The sequence below is a fragment of the Isoptericola sp. Y541 genome (genome assembly GCF_059445465.1).
In genome coordinates, this window is sequence record NZ_JCAIUJ010000001.1 from 941,855 (window position 1) to 956,142 (window position 14,288).

The following is a 14,288-nucleotide window of genomic DNA, read 5'->3' on the forward strand; positions in this document are numbered from 1 at the left end:
GACGGGCCGCGGCGCGGCTAGCGTGAACGCTCGAGGAAGCCCACGCCAGCCCGACCGAGGAGCCGACATGGCCCATGCACGACGCGCCCGCACCGGTACCCCGGTCGCGCCCGGCTCGACGGGCGGGCGTGCCGCCCGCGCTGCGGCGGGCGTGATCCTCGGCCTCCTGCTGGGCGCCGGCGCCGGCCTCGTCGGGGCCACCTCCGCCGCGGCGGACGTCGCCCCGACCCCGACGCCGAGCGGCTCCGAGTACCCGCCGCCGGAGGAGCCCACGCTCACGGCGGAGACGCTGCAGCCCGTGTGCGACGGCGGCGTGCCCTACCTGGTCTACGCGGTGAAGGCCACCGGCACCGACAACGACACCGTGACGATCACCTGGCTCAACCCCTCCGGCGACGACGTCGTGCAGGCCGGCCTGCCGTTGTCCGGACGGGTGCTGTGGCCGGGTGCCGTGACGGACGCGTCGGGCGCCCCGCTCGACTGGCCGGGCTGGCGCCTGGAGGACGGCGTCTGGGTGGAGGGCGACGAGTTCGACTGGGTGCGCCCGTCCGTGGACGTGAAGTTCGAGGTCAACCCCCAGCTCACGGTCACGGCCGCCTACCCGCCCTCGTCCCCGAGCTGCGCGACCGACCCGCCCGGCACCTTGCTGGCCCCCGGCACCACCCCGAACCCCGGCACGACGGTTCCCGCCGCCGTGCCGGCCGACGGCGCGCCGCCGGCAGCCTCCTCGCCCGAGTCGGGCTTCCTGCCCCAGACCGGGGCCGGGGTGGTGGCGCTTGTCGCGGGCTCTGCCGGGCTGCTGGCCGCGGGCGGAGTCGCCCTCGCTGTCGCGCGGCGCCGACGCACCGAGCACTGACCCGTTGTGGGTGGGAGCGGTCAGGACGCGGGGCGCAGGGCGACCACCGTCAGCTCGGCGCGCGAGCGCACGCCCACCTTGCGAAAGACGCGCCCCAGGTGCACCTCCACCGTACGCACAGAGACGCAGAGGCGGTCGGCCACCCGCTTGTTCGCCAGCCCGTCGGCCACGAGCCGGGCGACGTCGAGCTCCCGCGCGGTGAGGAGGTCGGCCCAGCGGACCCACACCTCCGCCTCCTCGCGTCCGGCCGCTCCCGCGCCCGGTCGCCGGCTGGTCCGGACGGCGCTGACCACCAGCGACGGCCTCGCCGCCGGCCGGGCGTAGGCGAGGTTGCGGCACACCGCCAGCGCCGCGGGCGCGGGGGCGGGCCCGACCGCGCGGAGCCCGGCCGTGAGCGTGTCCGACCGCGCGGCGCACCGCGCCACCACCGCGGCCAGCCCGCCGGCGACGTGCGCCACCGGCAGCCGACCGGCCGCGTCGTCGAGCACCCGGGCCGCCTGGGCGGCGTCGCCGCCGCGCAACAGCACCAGGGCCTGCACCACGCGCAGGTGCGCCTCCGCGAGCGGGGACAGCCCGTCCGAGCCGGTCGCCCACGTCTCCTGCTCGCACGTAGGCACCGCCGTGACGAGTGCGCGAGCGAGCACCTCGTCCGCGTCGCGGGGGCGCAGGTCGAGCCGGGCGAGCGCCTCGACGACGGCGGCGAGCACCGCCCGGTCCGCGCCGGACACGACGGCCCTGGCGACAGGCACGATCAGCCGCGCGAGGCGGATGCCGGGCGGGTCTTCGTCGGTCCCGTCGGGCCCGCCCGGGCCTGTCGACGGGTCGGCCAGGGCGTGCACCGCCTCGCGCGCCTGCTCGGCGTCGTCCTGCACCGCGGCGACGCCGGTGCTCGCCACCCGGTCGAGCCACCCGGCGGCGTCGTGCAGGTGCCCGGCGAGCAGCGCCGCCCGCCCGGCCACGAGGAACGCCCGCGCCCGTACCTCGCCGGCCCCGTGGCTCGCCGCCTCCCGCGCGACGGCGTGCGCCCCGACCGCGCAGCCCTGCGCCAGCCGGTGCTCCGCCAGGTGCACGAGCCCTTCCGCGAGCGCCGGGTCGCCGGCGAGGGTCGCGAGCGCCTCGTGCCAGCGCGCCGCCTCCGGCTCGCCCGCCCGGTCGAGCTCGGCGGCCAGGGCCGCGTGCACGGCCGTGCGCTCGGCAAGGTCGGCATCCTCGTGCACGATGGCGCGCACCCGCGGGTCGGCCACCCGGAACCGGCCGTCGGCGAGGCGCAGGTGCTCCGACAGCGGCGGGGCGAGCAGCCGGTCGACGGGGGCGCCCGTCGCGCCGAGCAGCAGTTCGACCCGGTCCAGCACCAGCACGCCGGCGGCCAGGAGGACGCGCCGGTCCACGCCGTCGAGCACGTTGTGCCCGTCGAGCAGCCCGGTGTCGGACCCGTCGTCGAACCCGTCGTCGAACCCGGTGTCGAACCCGTCGTCGGGCGCGCCCCTCGGGCCGACGCCGGTCGCGGCGCGCACCGCCGGCGTCGCCGGCAGCGGGTCAGGCAGCGCCGCGGCGCCCGCGAGCTGCTCGGGCGTCAGCAGGCCGAGCGTCTGGGCGAGCGCCTCGCGGTCGGCGCCCACGAGTCCGGACACGCGGCGCACGACGTGCGGCGCGACCGGGCGGGCGGGGTCGGCGGGCGGCGGCGGCCAGGGCGCGATCGAGTCCCGGGTCGAGGTCATCGTCGGCCTCCCGTGTCGTGCCGGGCGTCGGTGCCCGGCGGCGTCGACCTACCGCACCGCCCGATCCCCCCCGCGAAGCCGCAGGTCAGAGATTTGTCAGGTCTCCACCAATATAGTCACGGGCCCGTCGTTCACCAGCTCGACGGCCATGTCGGCGCCGAACCGCCCCGTCGCGACCTCGAGCCCTCGGGCCCGTAGGTCCGCCACCACCGCGTCGACCAGGGGCTCGGCCACGGGGCCGGGGGCGGCCGCGTGCCACGTGGGACGGCGCCCCTTGCGTGCGTCGCCGTAGAGCGTGAACTGGCTGACGACCAGCACCGGAGCGCCCGCGTCGGTCGCCGAACGCTCGTCGTGCAGGATGCGCAGCTCGGCGATCTTGCGGGCCACGGTCGCCACCTCGTCGGGGCCGTCGTCGTGGGTCACGCCGACCAGCGCGAGCAGCCCGGGCCGGTCGATCGACCCCACCACCTCGCCGTCCACCGACACGCTGGCCCGCGTGACGCGCTGCAGCACGGCCCTCATCCCGCACCGCCCGCGCCGACCGCGCCGACCGCGGCCGCGAACGCCGGGCGCACGGCGCCCACCGGCACGCCGCCGCCCAGCACCGGAGTCTCGCCGACCGCCACGAGGGCGGCGACGTCGACGCCCGGCACGGCGGCGGCACCCGCCGCGAGGACGGCCGCCGCGAGGATCGCCGGGCGCGGCCGGTCACCGCCGTCCAGGATCTTGAACGCCACCGCCGAGCCGTCGGGCAGCCCGGCCGCACACACGCCGTCGGCCCCGATCTTGGCGATCGCCCCGGGCACGGCGGCCATGACGAGGGTGTCCTCCCGCCCGTGGCCCGCCACCAGCTCGGGGAACGCGGCCATCGCCCGGCCCACCCGCGCGGCGGTGCGCATCAGCGCCTCGTCGTCAGCGGCCGAGCCGGGAGTGCCGGAAGCGCCCGCCGCGACCCGCGCGAACGACCGTGCGAGCCCCAGCACCGACGTGGTGAACAGGGGCGCGCCGCAGCCGTCGACGGTGCGGTGCTGTGGCTCGTCGCCCGTCAGCTCGCCGACCGCGGCGCGCACGGCCTGCTGCAGCGGATGCGCCGGGTCCAGGTACGACGAGGTGTCCCAACCGGCCGCGACGCACGTGGCGAGCATGCCCGCGTGCTTGCCCGAGCAGTTCTGCGCGATCCGCTCGGGGCCGTGGCCGGCCAGCTGCCAGGCGAGCGCCTCGGCCCGGCCGAAGGGCAGGTCGGCGGTGTTCCGCAGCGCGGACTCGTCGAGCCCGGCACCCGCGAGGATCTCGCGCACCCCGGCGAGGTGCTCGTGCGCGCCGCTGTGGCTGGCGGCGGCGAGCGCGAGCAGCCGGTCCGGCAGGTCGAGGCCGGAGCGCAGCATCGCGACGGCCTGCAGGGGCTTCACCGAGGACCGCGGCCAGATCGTCGTCGCCGGGTCGCCCACGGCGAGCCGCACGCCGCCGTCCGGGCCGAGTACCACGAGGTGCCCCAGGTGCACCGACTCCACGAGGCCGCCGCGCACCACCTCCGCCAGGGGCGCGGCGCCCCGCGCGACGTCGGCCGTCACCGTCACCACCCGCCCGTCGGGCCCTGCGGGCGACGCCCCCCGCCCGTGCCGTACGACTGGATCTTCGGGCGAACGTCCACCCAGTAGATGATCGCGGGCGCCACGGCGATGACGTTGAAGAACGAGCCCGCCGTCATGAGCATGGGCGGCAGCCCGAACAGGCCGATCAGCGCGGCGATGCCGAGGATGATCAGCCAGATGTTCTTGGTCAGCTTCCCCTCGGACACGTAGGCGCGGGCAGGGCGGCGCGCGGCGTCGATGAACGCGACGAGCTGCACGACGAACACCACGATCGCGAGCACGACGAGCATGAAGTATTGGAAGGACCCGATGGCGGCGGAGATCACTCGCCCGAGCCTACGGGAGGACGGTGAGCCGGCGGGAGCGCGCGGCCCCGGCCACGTGCTCGTCCCACGCAGCGACCACCGTGTCCTCGTGCGCGACGGCGAGCGCGCTCGCCACGTGCAGGGCGTCGGCGCCCCGCAGCGGCACGGGACACGACGCGAGGAGGTCCGCCGCCCGCTCGGAGACCTCGCGGGTCACCTCGATCGTGTGCAGCGCGGGGCTCAGCTCGTCCCACAGCGCGGCGCCTCGGCGCCGCGCGAGCGGGTCGAGCAGCCCGGCCCGCTCGCCCGCCGCGAGCGCCGCCCGCACCTCGGCGTCGGCGATGCGCGAGCTGACGACGACGTCGGCGCGGTTCCACAGGGCGCACGCCAGCTCGGAGCCCTGCTCGCGGACGCACAGCTTCACCAGCGCGCTCGCGTCGAAGTAGACGAGGGCCATGCTGCTCCGTTCTCGTTCACGGCGGTCGAGCTTGCGTCAGCGTCGGATGCGGCGCACCAGGTCGGACATGCGCGACGGCGACCTCGCGGGGGTGCGGGCGACGCCGGGACGAGCGGCGGGCGACCCCTCGTCGTCGGGCACGACGTGCACCTGACGCTCGGTCTCGGCGGGCGTGAGCAACCCGTCGCGCACCAGGCCGGCGACGAGATCCGCCGTCTGCACCGCCGACAGGCGGGCGACGGGCACCCCCCGCTCGGTGATGACGACCTCCTCGCCCTCCCGAGCCCTCTCGATCCACAACTTCAGCTCGGCCCGCAGGGCACTGACGGAGACCTCCATGACCGACGACCGTACCGTCCCGGCGCCCCACCGGACAGAGCAAGTTGGACGACACCGCGAGAAGGGACGAGCGCGGGCCGGGGACGTCTGTGTCGCGAGGCTGGTCGGGCCTGGCGGGAGCCGCGAGGAACGAGCGGCGGATGGCGCGCCTCGCGACACAGACGTCCCCGGCTCGCGCGGCAGCGACCCAGCCCGGCCCGGCCCGGCCCGACGGTGAGAGTCAGATCGCCCGGCGGTAGGCGCGGAAGGCCAGCGTCGCGAGCCACCACATCGCGCCCACGGCAACGACGAGCAGCCCCAGGTGCAACCACACGGTGCCGGGGTCGGCGAAGCCCTGCAGCGCGTCGCGGGCCACGACGACCGCCCAGTCGAACGGGTTGAACCGCGCGACGTCGGCGATCCAGCCCGGCGCAAGGGCCGGGTCCATCACCGCGGACGACAGGAACATCAGCGGGATGGTGAGCAGCTGCGAGACGCCGATGAGCGCCTCCTGCTGGCGGGTGAGCAGCGCGACCGCCCCGGAGAGCGCCGCGAACAGGCAGCTCAGCAGGGCCACGGCCACGAGCATCACCAGCACGCCGGCCCAGCCGCCGGGGAACCGCGCCCCGCCGAGCCACGCGACGCCCACGACCACCAGCGCCTGCACGCACGCGAGCAGCGAGTACCAGGCCATCGTCGCCGCGAGCAGCGCGCCCCGGCTGGTCGGGGATGCGAGGAAGCGGTCCATGACGCCGCGGTCCATGTCCTGCACGAAGGTCGTGCCGGCCCACGCCGCGCCGCCCATGGCCGTCATCATCACGACGCCGGGGGTGAGGTACTCGAGGTAGCTGACGTCCGCGCCCCCGGCGAACCCGGGGATCTCGATGACGGACCGGAACAGCTGGCCGAACAGCAGCAGCCAGACCATCGGCTGCAGCAGGTTCATCACGATGAACACGGGGATGCGCATGCCCTGCCGGGCCTGGCGGCCGGTGAGGAGGGCGGCCTGCGTCACGGCGCTCATGCCGCCACCTCCTCGGCGGGGGCGCCCGCGGTGCCGGCCCGGTGGGCCTCCTCCAGGCTGCGGCCGGTGCGGGCCAGGTAGACGTCGTCGAGCGTGGGCCGGGACAGCCCGGCCGCCCGCACGCCCAGGCCCGCGGCGTCGAGCGCGGCGAGCAGCGCCGGCAGCGCGGTGGCGCCGGCCTCGGCGCGCGCCCGCAGGCCGCGTCCGTCGGCCGCGACGTCGACGACGCCAGGCACGCCCGCGGCGACCCGGGCCGCCGCGACGGTCGCGGCGGCGTCGTCCAGCTCGACCATGACCCCGTCGCCGCGCAGCTCGTCCTTCAGCGCGTCGGGGGTGCCGGCGGTGACGACTCGGCCCGCGTCCACGATGACGACCTGGTCGGCGAGCCGGTCGGCCTCGTCCAGGTAGTGCGTGGTGAGCAGGATCGTCATGCCGTCACCCGTCGCCATCCGCTCGATCTCGGCCCACATCGCGGCGCGCGCCTCGGGGTCGAGGCCCGTGGTGGGCTCGTCGAGGAACAGCACCTGCGGGCGATGCACGAGGCCGACGGCGACGTCGAGCTTGCGCGCCATCCCGCCCGACCACGTCTTCACGAGCCGGCCGGCGGCGTGCGCGACGCCGAAGCGCTCGAGCAGCTCGTCGGCCCGGGTCCGGGCGTCGCGGGCGCCGAGGCCCTGCAGCCGACCGGCGAGCACGAGGTTCTCGCGACCCGTGCCCATGGGGTCGGTCACGGGGCGCTGCGCCACGTAGCCGATGGCGCGCCGCACCGCGGACGGATCCCGGACGACGTCGTGCCCGGCCACGCGGGCCGTACCCGAGTCGGGCCGCGACAGCGTGGCGAGGATCTTCACGGTGGTGGACTTGCCGGCGCCGTTGGGGCCGAGCAGGCCCAGCACGCTGCCGGGCACGGCGGTGAGGTCGAGGCCGTCGAGCGCGCGCACGTCGTGCGCGCCCCGGCCGGGGCGGTAGGTCTTGGTCAGGCCGGCGACGTCGATCGCCGGCGCTTGCGGGTGTGCGGACATGTTTCCTCCAGTGAGGTCGGAGGGTCCGGCGCACGCCCTAGGGTGGGAGCGCGTCTCGTGGTGCGGTGTGCACCGGACCCGAGCCACCGGTCCCGGGTGATGGCAGTCGCCCGGGACCGTTCTTGCGTCAGTGCTGCTTCTCCTGCGGCTCGTCCCGCGAGACGAAGAGCATCCGCGCGAGGACGAGCATCATCACCGCGAGGGCGACGACGAAGGTCAGCCAGGACCAGGCCCAGCCGACGGTGAGGCCAAGGACGACGAACACGACGAACGCCGTCAGCCAGATCACGGCCGTGTAGACGCCGAACCGCGCGGCGGCGGCCGGGTCCTGGTCGAAGCGGCCGAACTGGTTGTCGGTCGCCTGCGCCCGCGCGACGTCCCGCACCCAGGCCTTCTTCCGGTTGGTCTGGGTGACGCCGAGCAGGACGAGCAGGGTCACGCCCACGACGAGCACGGCGCCCGCCACGACGTACACCCACGGGGCGAACGTCCCGAGGAGCACGAACGCGACCAGGAACAGCCCGAAGGCCGCGAGGCCGGTGGCCAGGTAGTAGCCCCCGGCGCGGCGGGACGGCATCGGGTGGTTCGTCGTCGTCTCCTGCGAGACGGAGAACCCGACGACGAACCCGGCCGCGCTGGCCGCCGTCAGCAGCAGCGCGGCGACCGCGACGGCGGGCAGGGTGAAGACGCCCGCCGCGGACACCCCCGCGACCGCGAGCGTGCCGACTCCCGCCAGCGCCGCGACCACGACGCCGACGACGAAGCCCGGCTTGGGGCGCACGCGCTGCTGCTGGGCGGCCGCAAGCGCCTCCTGCAGGGGGGTGCGCGGCACGCCGCCGGTCTGGGCGTCGGCGTCCGCCTGCGCGTCGGCGACGAGCTCGCGCACGTCGCCCAGCTCGTCGAAGGCGCGGCGGGCGGCGGGGTCGGGCGGGGTGCCGCCGGCCTGCAGCTCGGCGGCCCGGGCCTCGAGGTTCGCCCGGATCTCCTCCTTGAGGTCCTGGACCTCAAGGGTCGGCTCGATGCCGGCGAACGCCTCGTCGAGGAGTCGGTGGACGGTGGTCATCGGTCGGTGTCCTTGTCTGTGCTGAGGAGGGCGTCGATGACGTCGCGGGTGGCGATCCACGCCGCGACGTTGCGCTGGTAGACGGCGCGGCCGGCGTCCGTGATCCGGTAGTACTTGCGGCGCCCGCCCTGGGACTCGTCGCCCCAGTAGGCCTCGACCAGCCCGTCCTTGGTCAGACGGCGGTACGTCGCGTAGAGCGTGGCCTCCTTGATCTCGTGCGCCCCGCCCGTGGCGTGGCGGATCGCCTTGTAGATCTCGAATCCGTAGCGGTCCCCGCGACGCAGCGTCGCGAGCACGATCGTGTCGGTGTGACCACGCAGCAGGTCGGCGGAGAACGCGTCGTCCGCCGTCGAAGCCTCATCTCGCTGCATCACGACAGGTACTGTATCTCGTCAACTACTCGATGACAACAGGTGCTGGACGTGCCCCACCTCCGCCGAGGTAGTCCGAGATCCCGCGAGGTAGTCCGGAGTCCCGCGAGGTAGTCCGGAGTCCCGCGAGGTAGCTCGAGATCGCGCGAGGTAGTCCGGGTACAACCTCGGCCTTCACCGTGCCGTCGTCGGGAGTCCGTGCGAGCCTGCGAAGCAGGACGGGGTGGTTCGACCCTTCGACAAGCTCAGGACGACGCAGGCTCAAGCACCGGGGCGGTGAGATCCGCCCGACGCCGGGAGGGCACAGCATGACCGCACAGAGCGCGCCGCCCGCCGATCCCCCGGCGCTGCCGCAGGGCCGGGTCTGGGCCATCTTCGGCGGCCTCATGCTCGCGATGCTCCTCGCTGCCCTCGACCAGACGATCGTCGCGACGGCACTCCCGACGATCACCTCGGACCTCGGCGGGGCGGAGCACCTGTCGTGGGTGGTGACGGCCTACATGCTCGCGAGCACCGCCACCACGGTGCTGTGGGGAAAGCTCGGCGACCTGTTCGGGCGCAAGGGGCTGTTCATCACCTGCATCGTGATCTTCCTGGTCGGCTCGATCCTGGCCGGCACGTCGCAGACGATGGTGCAGCTCATCGCATGGCGCGCACTGCAGGGCATCGGTGGCGGCGGCCTCATGGTGCTCTCGCAGGCGATCATCGGCGACGTCGTGCCGCCTCGGCAGCGCGGCCGGTACCAGGGGCTCTTCGGCGCGGTGTTCGGCGTCTCGTCCGTCGCCGGCCCGCTGCTCGGCGGGTTCTTCGTCGACAGCCTCAGCTGGCGCTGGGTCTTCTACATCAACATCCCGATCGGCGTGATCGCGCTTCTGGTCGTCGCAGCGGTGCTGCCGCACATCGACACCGGCCGCAAGCCGCGCGTCGACTACGCCGGCATCATCCTGCTGGGCACCGTCTCGACGTCGATCGTGCTGGTGACGAGCCTGGGCGGCACCACCTGGGGGTGGAGCTCTGCGCCCGTCTACGCCATGGTGGCGCTCGCCGTGGCCTCGCTCATCGGGTTCGTCGTCGTCGAGCGACGGGCGCCGGAACCCGTGCTGCCACTGCGCCTGTTCCACAGCAAGGTCTTCTCGGTCACGGCCGTCGTCGGATTCGTCGTCGGGTTCGCGATGTTCGGCGCGATCACCTACCTGCCGCTGTACCTGCAGACCGTCAAGGGCTCCACGCCCACCGAGTCCGGCCTCGAGATGACGCCGATGATGCTCGGCATGCTGATCACGTCCATCGGTTCCGGTCAGCTCATCTCCCGTACGGGCAGGTACAAGATCTTTCCGATCCTCGGCACCGCGACCACGTCGGTCGGTCTCTACCTGCTCTCTCTCATGGGTCGGGACACGACGTCGCTCCAGGCCGGGCTGAGCATGTTCGTGCTCGGCGCGGGGCTGGGCATGGTGACCCAGGTGCTCGTCATCGCGGTGCAGAATGCCGTCAGCTACCGCGACCTCGGCACCGCGACGTCGGGCGCCACGTACTTCCGCACCATCGGCTCGTCGGTGGGGGTCGCCGTCTTCGGCACGATCTTCTCGGGCCGCCTGACGGCCGAGCTCCGCACGTCCGTGCCGTCGTCTGCGCAGGGTGCGTGCGCCCCGGACGCGCTCGCCGCGTCCACGGACACGCTCAGGCAGTGCACGCCCGAGGTACAGAACTGGTTCCTCGACGCCTACGCCGGGGCCCTGCACGTGGTGTTCCTGTGGGCCGTGCCGGTGGCGGCGCTCGGCTTCCTGCTGACGTGGCTGCTCCCCGAGGTCGAGCTGCGCACCTCCACCCGCGGCGGCGGCCCCGCGAGCGCCGGGCAGGCCGCGGGCGCGTCGTTCGCCCTCGGCTCGGGGCGCACGTCCCTCGACGAGCTGCGACTGATCCTGTGGCGTCGCGTGGGCAAGCTGGACCCGCTGCGCGTCTACGAGCTGGTCGATTCCGACTCGGGCCTCACGCCCGCGGAGGCCTGGATGGTCACGCGCGTCTCCCTCAAACGGAAGCGCTCGGTGAAGCTCATGGCGGAACACACCGCGCGTTCAGAGGACACCGTGCGCCAGGTCGCTGAAGGGCTCAGGGCACGCGGGCTCGTCGAGATCGACGGCGACACCGTCGTGGCCACACCAGCCGGCGACGCCGCCGCCGAGGCGATCCGCGACGCCGAACGGCGACGGCTGCAGCGCTACGTGGCCGAATGGCCCGGCGGCGACGAGCCCGAGGTCGACGAGCTCGTGGAGCAGCTCACCCACCAGCTCCTGGCCGACAAGACGGACCTCGTCGAGACGCGCTGAGCGCCCGAACTACCTCGCGCGATCCCGGACTACCTCGCGGAGATCCGCACTACCTCGCGAGGTTTCGCACTACCTCGCGAGGTTTCGCACTACCTCGCGGAGATCCGCACTACCCCGCCGGGGATCTGGACTCCTCGGCGTCAGAGCTCGGGGAGGGTGGCGCGGGCGGCCTCGGGCGTCATGCCGGCGGCCTCGAGGGTGTCGACCAGCGGCGACCGCAGCAGCAGCGCGAGGGACTGCACCTGCCAGTACCCCTCCCCGAGGACGCGGGGGTCCGCGTCGGCGGCGACGGCCGACAGCGCCTCGCGCGCCCGGGCCGGGTCGATGCCGGCCCCCAGCGCGCTCGCGAGCAGCCGCGCCCCGCCCGCGTACCGATCCACGAGGTCCGCGACCGGATGGCGGACCTCCGCGCCGGCGTCGACGCCCCCGTCGTCGGAGCCATGGTCGACCCTGTCCGTGCCGCCGTCCGGTGCGGGCCCCGTCGACTGGAGCGCCGCCGGGGCGCGGCGGGCCAGCACGCGCACGCTGCGCATCGCCCGGTCGATCAGCACGGCCTGGGAGGCGAGACGGGTGATCTCGCCCCGGTGCACGCGGTTGACGCTCACGCGCGCAATCTCCCGCGACTTGCGCGCGAGCTCGCGCCAGTCCGCGAGCACGGTCTCGGCCGCCCGACCGCGCACGAGCGCGCCGGCGATGTCGTCCTCGTCGGCGTCGCGCAGCCCGCGGGCGACGGCCTCCAGCACGATGGCGAGCTCGTCCGTCGCCTCCTCGGCGAGGGCCCGCAGGCGCCGACGCGGGTCGCCCGGGGTCAGCAGGGCGACGAGCAGCGCGATCGCGCCCCCGACCAGCGCGTCGGTCCACCGACCGATCGCTCCCCCCGTGGCGACCGCGGCCGGGAGCCCGACGACGACGATCGCCTGCACGCCGGCCTGCGTGGCCAGCAGCGCGCCGCGGTCGATGAACCGGGCGAGCAGAGCGGAGATCGCCATGACCACCGTCAGCTGCCACCAGCCCGACCCGATGAGGTGCACCAGCAGGTCGCCCAGGCCGACGCCGAGCGCGACGCCGACCGCCACCTCCGCCACGCGGCGCAGGTCGCGGTCGAAACTGAACCCGAGGCAGACCCACGCGGCGACGGCAGCGAAGAACGGCTGCTGATGGCCCAGTACGTAGGACGCGAACCCGTAGGCGACGCCGGCGGCCAGCGACGCCTGGACGATCGGCCAGAAGGAGGTCCGGGCACGTCGCCAGCCCTGGCGCACCCGGATGCGGCGCCGCATGGTGCGCAGCGCCGCCCGGGCGAGCTCGCCCGCGGGACGCGCCGCCGGCTCGTCGCTCACGGGCGTCCGCTCATAGCAGGCTCTGCGGCGCGTCCGGTCCGCGTGGGGTGAGGCCACGGGCGAGCGGCCCGTGCGCCTCGGGACGGTCGGCCGAGACCCCGTCGCCGGGGACGACCAGCTCCTGCGCCGCAGCGACCCGGAGCTCCTGCCCGCCGACGTCGCCGGCCACGGTCAGCTCGGCGTCGTCGGGGACGGACCGCTTGACGACGGCGAGCGCGACCGGCCCCAGCTCGTGGTGCCGGGCGACCGTGGTCACGGTCCCGACGGCACGCCCGTCGGTGCCGTCCAGGAACACCTGTGCGCCGGCCTCGGGGACCACGTGCTGGGAGCCGTCGAGATGCAGCAGCACCAGGCGCCGCGGCGGGCGGCCGAGGTTGTGCACCCGCGCGATGGTCTCCTGTCCGCGGTAGCAGCCCTTGTGCAGGTGAACGGCGGTGCGCAGCCAGTCGAGCTCGTGCGGCACGCTGCGGTGGTCGACCTCGTGGGCCAGCCGAGGACGCCAGGCCTCGACGCGCAGGGCTTCGGTGGCCCAGGTGCCGGCGAGCTTCCAACCCGCAGCCTCACGCTCGGCGACGGCGGTCTCGAGCTCCGCGCGCGGCACGAGGACGAGCCGCCACGGGCGGTCCGCGCCGGGGTGCTCCGACTCGGGCGGGCCGTAGCGGGTGCCGCCGTCGGCGACGCGCGGCCAGGTGTCCCACCAGGTCACGGGCTCGCCCTCGGCCGCCTCGGCGGCGACGGGCTCGCCGATCGCCGCGTACTCGCCCGAGACGTCGGCGATCTCCACCCGCATCATGAACTTCATCCGGTCGAGCCAGGCCGCGAGCGGGGCGGCGTGGTCACCCTCGGTGATCAGCCAGGTGGCCTCGCCGTCGTCGACGACGCCCGCGGCGTGCTCCACGTGCCCCTGGGGCGAGAGCACCAGCAGCTCCGTGGAGGTGCGCGGCGGCAGCGCCTGCACGTCCTGCGACGTGATCGAGTGCAGCCAGGACAGGCGGTCGGGCCCGGCCACCCGCACGACGCCGAGGTGGGACTGGTCCACGACCGCCCCGCCGCGGGCGAGCGCGCGCTGCTCGGCCACAGGGTCGCCGTAGTGCCAGGCCACGCCGGCGTCGGGGCCGGACGCGGGCACCGCGCCGTGGCGGTTGAGCAGGGGGCTGTTGTCCATCAGGACTCCTCGGTGACGCGGTCCAGCTGGGCGGAGGCGTACGAGCCGAGGGGGTGGCCGAACGCGGCCAGCTCCTCGACCCACATGAGCCGGCCCTCGACCAGGCCGTAGAGCCGCTTGGCAGCGGTGACCTCGGCGGCGGTGGAGGTGCGGGCGACGAAGTCGGTGGCGAGGTCGATGCGGCCGTTGCCGGCGACCCCCAGGAAGAGCGACAGCCGGCCCGACGCGTCGGTGACGAGCACCTCAAGCGCGTGCCGGTCGTCCTCGAGCCCCTCGGGGCGCTCGCTGGAGACGCGCCAGTAGCCGGTCTCCGTCGACCAGACGGTGTCGGGCTCGTCGTCGCCCGGCTCGTCGTCGCCCGGCTCGCCCTCGCCGTCGGCGGCCGCGGCCGCGGCCGACCGCACGCGCAGGGTGGACTCGAAGCGCAGGTACGGGCCGCCGTCGTGGTCGAAGACGAGCTCGTGGACGAACGGCGTCTCGTCGATGCCGGGGTACTCGACGACGCCCTCGCCCTGCCACCGGCCCACGAGCCACGCGAGCGGATAGACCTCGGGCGCGAGGCCCTCGGGGAAGGCGAAGGGCATCAGCGCTGGCCCTGGAACAGCTTGTAGACGACGTACCCGGAGAACCAGATGATCGCGATCGTCACGACGACCAGCAGACCGGTAAACACTGCCTCGAGAGCATGGATCGACATGCGGCGATCCTACCCAGCCCCTCCCCTTATCAC

At 74.8% G+C, this 14,288-nt stretch carries 15 protein-coding genes; 2 read left to right on the forward strand and 13 right to left on the reverse strand.

Annotated features, from left to right (window positions below; all coding sequences use genetic code 11):
* The first annotated feature begins 67 nt into the window (after nucleotides 1-67).
* The gene (locus AC1C2V_RS04250) at nucleotides 68-856 is read left to right on the forward strand and encodes an LPXTG cell wall anchor domain-containing protein (protein WP_495388308.1); all 789 of its coding nucleotides are present in this window, start codon (nucleotides 68-70) and stop codon (nucleotides 854-856) included.
* Nucleotides 857-876: 20 nt separating this feature from the next.
* Here the strand turns inward: AC1C2V_RS04250 and AC1C2V_RS04255 are convergent, their stop codons facing one another.
* The 10 genes from AC1C2V_RS04255 to AC1C2V_RS04300 form a co-directional block, all read right to left on the reverse strand.
* Nucleotides 877-2,574 (reverse strand): LuxR C-terminal-related transcriptional regulator, encoded by a 1,698-nt coding sequence (locus AC1C2V_RS04255; RefSeq protein WP_495388309.1) that lies wholly within the window; start codon nucleotides 2,572-2,574, stop codon nucleotides 877-879.
* A gap of 96 nt (nucleotides 2,575-2,670) precedes the next feature.
* Nucleotides 2,671-3,096 carry a D-aminoacyl-tRNA deacylase gene (gene dtd / locus AC1C2V_RS04260; RefSeq protein WP_495388310.1) on the reverse strand — a complete coding sequence of 142 codons (426 nt, stop codon included), beginning with the start codon at nucleotides 3,094-3,096 and terminating at the stop codon, nucleotides 2,671-2,673.
* Entirely contained in the window at nucleotides 3,093-4,151 is a 1,059-nt protein-coding gene (locus AC1C2V_RS04265; RefSeq protein WP_495388311.1) for an asparaginase, read from the reverse strand. The genes dtd and AC1C2V_RS04265 overlap by 4 nt, the downstream gene beginning before the upstream one ends.
* Nucleotides 4,148-4,492, reverse strand: coding sequence for a DUF2516 family protein (locus tag AC1C2V_RS04270; protein WP_495388312.1), 345 nt, complete (start codon nucleotides 4,490-4,492; stop codon nucleotides 4,148-4,150). The genes AC1C2V_RS04265 and AC1C2V_RS04270 overlap by 4 nt, the downstream gene beginning before the upstream one ends.
* 10 nt (nucleotides 4,493-4,502) lie before the next feature.
* A complete protein-coding gene (locus AC1C2V_RS04275) occupies nucleotides 4,503-4,928 on the reverse strand; it encodes a type II toxin-antitoxin system VapC family toxin (protein ID WP_495388313.1) in 426 nt (141 codons plus the stop codon).
* Nucleotides 4,929-4,964: 36 nt separating this feature from the next.
* Entirely contained in the window at nucleotides 4,965-5,267 is a 303-nt protein-coding gene (locus AC1C2V_RS04280; protein ID WP_495388314.1) for a type II toxin-antitoxin system Phd/YefM family antitoxin, read from the reverse strand.
* A 220-nt stretch (nucleotides 5,268-5,487) separates the two neighbouring features.
* A complete protein-coding gene (locus tag AC1C2V_RS04285; RefSeq protein WP_495388315.1) occupies nucleotides 5,488-6,270 on the reverse strand; it encodes an ABC transporter permease in 783 nt (260 codons plus the stop codon).
* Nucleotides 6,267-7,292 (reverse strand): ABC transporter ATP-binding protein, encoded by a 1,026-nt coding sequence (locus tag AC1C2V_RS04290; protein WP_495388316.1) that lies wholly within the window; start codon nucleotides 7,290-7,292, stop codon nucleotides 6,267-6,269. The genes AC1C2V_RS04285 and AC1C2V_RS04290 overlap by 4 nt, the downstream gene beginning before the upstream one ends.
* A gap of 127 nt (nucleotides 7,293-7,419) precedes the next feature.
* Nucleotides 7,420-8,355 (reverse strand): permease prefix domain 1-containing protein, encoded by a 936-nt coding sequence (locus AC1C2V_RS04295; RefSeq protein ID WP_495388317.1) that lies wholly within the window; start codon nucleotides 8,353-8,355, stop codon nucleotides 7,420-7,422.
* Nucleotides 8,352-8,726, reverse strand: coding sequence for a PadR family transcriptional regulator (locus AC1C2V_RS04300; RefSeq protein WP_495388451.1), 375 nt, complete (start codon nucleotides 8,724-8,726; stop codon nucleotides 8,352-8,354). Before AC1C2V_RS04300 ends, AC1C2V_RS04295 begins: the two co-directional genes overlap by 4 nt.
* A gap of 308 nt (nucleotides 8,727-9,034) precedes the next feature.
* Here AC1C2V_RS04300 and AC1C2V_RS04305 point away from each other — a divergent pair, with 308 nt between their 5' ends.
* On the forward strand, nucleotides 9,035-11,053 hold the full coding sequence (locus AC1C2V_RS04305) for an MDR family MFS transporter (protein WP_495388318.1): 2,019 nt from the start codon (nucleotides 9,035-9,037) through the stop codon (nucleotides 11,051-11,053).
* Nucleotides 11,054-11,193: 140 nt separating this feature from the next.
* Here AC1C2V_RS04305 and AC1C2V_RS04310 read toward each other — a convergent pair whose 3' ends face one another.
* The 3 genes from AC1C2V_RS04310 to AC1C2V_RS04320 are packed head-to-tail and all read right to left on the reverse strand — an operon-like array spanning nucleotide 11,194 to nucleotide 14,142.
* Complete coding sequence (locus AC1C2V_RS04310) at nucleotides 11,194-12,393, reverse strand: FUSC family protein (protein ID WP_495388319.1); 1,200 nt, start codon at nucleotides 12,391-12,393, stop codon at nucleotides 11,194-11,196.
* 10 nt (nucleotides 12,394-12,403) lie between these two features.
* Nucleotides 12,404-13,558: a CAF17-like 4Fe-4S cluster assembly/insertion protein YgfZ gene (ygfZ, locus tag AC1C2V_RS04315; RefSeq protein ID WP_495388320.1), complete on the reverse strand. Its 1,155-nt coding sequence runs from the start codon at nucleotides 13,556-13,558 to the stop codon at nucleotides 12,404-12,406.
* On the reverse strand, nucleotides 13,558-14,142 hold the full coding sequence (locus AC1C2V_RS04320) for a heme-binding beta-barrel domain-containing protein (RefSeq protein WP_495388321.1): 585 nt from the start codon (nucleotides 14,140-14,142) through the stop codon (nucleotides 13,558-13,560). Before AC1C2V_RS04320 ends, ygfZ begins: the two co-directional genes overlap by 1 nt.
* Nucleotides 14,143-14,288: the final 146 nt, after the last annotated feature.

Bases quoted from the DNA above. Each gene is read 5' to 3' on its own strand.
- ygfZ (WP_495388320.1), bottom strand. From the start codon at position 13,558: ATGGACAACAGCCCCCTGCTCAACCGCCACGGCGCGGTGCCCGCGTCC.
- AC1C2V_RS04295 (WP_495388317.1), bottom strand. From the start codon at position 8,355: ATGACCACCGTCCACCGACTCCTCGACGAGGCGTTCGCCGGCATCGAG.
- AC1C2V_RS04290 (WP_495388316.1), bottom strand. From the start codon at position 7,292: ATGTCCGCACACCCGCAAGCGCCGGCGATCGACGTCGCCGGCCTGACC.
- AC1C2V_RS04255 (WP_495388309.1), bottom strand. From the start codon at position 2,574: ATGACCTCGACCCGGGACTCGATCGCGCCCTGGCCGCCGCCGCCCGCC.
- AC1C2V_RS04280 (WP_495388314.1), bottom strand. From the start codon at position 5,267: ATGGAGGTCTCCGTCAGTGCCCTGCGGGCCGAGCTGAAGTTGTGGATC.
- AC1C2V_RS04250 (WP_495388308.1), top strand. From the start codon at position 68: ATGGCCCATGCACGACGCGCCCGCACCGGTACCCCGGTCGCGCCCGGC.
- AC1C2V_RS04320 (WP_495388321.1), bottom strand. From the start codon at position 14,142: ATGCCCTTCGCCTTCCCCGAGGGCCTCGCGCCCGAGGTCTATCCGCTC.
- AC1C2V_RS04275 (WP_495388313.1), bottom strand. From the start codon at position 4,928: ATGGCCCTCGTCTACTTCGACGCGAGCGCGCTGGTGAAGCTGTGCGTC.
- AC1C2V_RS04300 (WP_495388451.1), bottom strand. From the start codon at position 8,726: ATGCAGCGAGATGAGGCTTCGACGGCGGACGACGCGTTCTCCGCCGAC.
- AC1C2V_RS04305 (WP_495388318.1), top strand. From the start codon at position 9,035: ATGACCGCACAGAGCGCGCCGCCCGCCGATCCCCCGGCGCTGCCGCAG.
- dtd (WP_495388310.1), bottom strand. From the start codon at position 3,096: ATGAGGGCCGTGCTGCAGCGCGTCACGCGGGCCAGCGTGTCGGTGGAC.
- AC1C2V_RS04285 (WP_495388315.1), bottom strand. From the start codon at position 6,270: ATGAGCGCCGTGACGCAGGCCGCCCTCCTCACCGGCCGCCAGGCCCGG.